This window comes from Bacillus sp. JJ1474 (assembly GCF_036965225.1).
In the GTDB taxonomy this organism is placed as follows: Bacteria; Bacillota; Bacilli; order Bacillales; family Cytobacillaceae; genus Cytobacillus.
Window position 1 is genome coordinate 720 of the sequence record NZ_JBALPC010000271.1, and the last position, 1,836, is coordinate 2,555.

The window sequence follows — 1,836 nt, forward strand, 5'->3', positions numbered from 1 at the left end:
TGCTGCAGAATTGCGCCCTTTTCTTGAATTGGAGTAATCAAATGTAATTGATTAGGAATGTTTATAGGATCTATGGAATTTAATAAGGTTATAGTAGTTCCATATTTAAAGTACTGAACTCAGTCTATCTAATTTTAAAAAGTAAATTAACGGCTGTTACCGGATATTATTCGTTGCCATTTACATTATGGTTTAAGCACAAGATCTGCTGCCTAAACTAATAGAAAAAAAACCTAGTACTCGGAGTACTAGGCTTATGAAATGTATTATTCGTTCCCTTTACCATTGTCTTTCTTATTCTCAGCGCCTTTATTTTGGCCGTTTTGTTTCTTTTCATTTGCTTTTTGTTGTTTATCAACTTGCTTTTCTTTAGCTTCTTGCTTTTTAGCAAGACCTGTTGCCTGACCTTCAGCACGCTTTTCTGCAGCCTTAGCCTTTGCTTCTTCTTTCTTAGCTAATCCTGGAGCAACAACAGTAGTTTCTTTAGTTTCTTCTGCAACTTCAGTCTCAGCTTGTTCGTCTGTTACTGGTTCTTCTACGGCTGTTTCCTCTGTTACTTCTTCTACTACTGTTTCTTCAGTTACGACTTCCTCAACTACTGTTTCCTTTGTTGCTTCTTCTACTGGGGTTTCTTCTGTTGTTGCAGTTTCAGTATCTACTGCTGCTTCTTCCTCAACAACTTTTTCATCATCAGTAGTTTCAACTGCGAATTTTGCTGCTTTTGCTTCAAGCTTTGCAAGCTTCTTGTCTAATTTCGCAAAAGACTTTTGAATATTTTTCATTAATGCTAATTGAGCTGTAGGGTTTTTAACATGTGATAATGCTGCAGCTAATGCATCAATGTTTTGAGCAAGTTTCGCTTCTACTTCATCTTCTGTCGCTTCATCTTCTGCTGCAACTTCTTCGCCTTCCGTTGTTTCTGCTGTCGCTTCAGTGTCTTCAGCTGCCTGATCTTCAGTTACTTCAGTTTCATCAGCAGCTTCCTCTGTCGCTTCTGTATCTTCACCCGAAATTTCTTCTGATTCTGCTAAACTGTCAGTAGCTTCCTTTTGAATAGCGATTGCCTCTTCTAAAAGTGCTGTTGCCTCATCAGTTTTTCCCTCTGCAAGCAATGCATTTGCTTCAGCAATACGCTCAGCAGCAAAATCAGCTAAAAGACGAGCTTCCTTGTAATCATCAAATGTGACAGCAAGTCTTACTTTTTCCATCATAATTTTTACAAAGTAAAAGAAATCTCCAGGAACCAAAGCTGGTGCCTCTTCTTGCTCTTGAACCGTTTCTTCTGTTGTTTCTGTGTCATCTGCTTCTTCTTCAGTAGCAGAATTTTCTTCAGTTACCTCTTCATCTGTTGCAACTTCCTCATCCGTAGTCACTTCTTCTGAAGCCTCATCTTCTGCAGTAGCTTCTTCATCAGCTAAATTTTCTTCTACCGCTGTCGCTTCATCGTTTACATCAACTCCAACTACTTCTTCCGTATCTGGTGTGGTTGGTTCAACTGTATCCTCATTTGCATATGCAGCGCTTGTTCCTAAAGAAGAAAGAAGTAGTGCTGATGCTGCTGCACCGCTTATTAGTGATTTTTTAATTTTCATAGACTGTTTCCTCCTGATCTGATTTTCATTACACCCTTCGACAAAAGCAGACAGGTTTGTGTCGGTAAATCTGAAAAAAGTTTATATAATTTTTCGAAATTTGGAATGTGAATTATTTTACAGCAAGACAAAACCTAAGTACAAAGTAATCAGCAATACAAAAATATTAAGAAGTTTTCTCGTTTTTATTATCGTTAATTGGCAATTAAATCAATTTTAAAACTCTAACAGCATAACCCCATGC

1 protein-coding gene is annotated in these 1,836 nt (G+C 37.7%); it reads right to left on the bottom strand.

Annotated elements, in window-relative coordinates; genetic code table 11:
* Positions 1-266: 266 nt before the first annotated feature.
* The gene (locus V7164_RS24255; RefSeq protein ID WP_335348249.1) at positions 267-1,592 is read right to left on the bottom strand and encodes a DUF5667 domain-containing protein; all 1,326 of its coding nucleotides are present in this window, start codon (positions 1,590-1,592) and stop codon (positions 267-269) included.
* Positions 1,593-1,836 lie beyond the last annotated feature (244 nt).

What these genes read in the sequence shown, in the direction of transcription:
- V7164_RS24255 (WP_335348249.1), bottom strand. Translation starts at nt 1,592, where the DNA reads ATGAAAATTAAAAAATCACTAATAAGCGGTGCAGCAGCATCAGCACTA.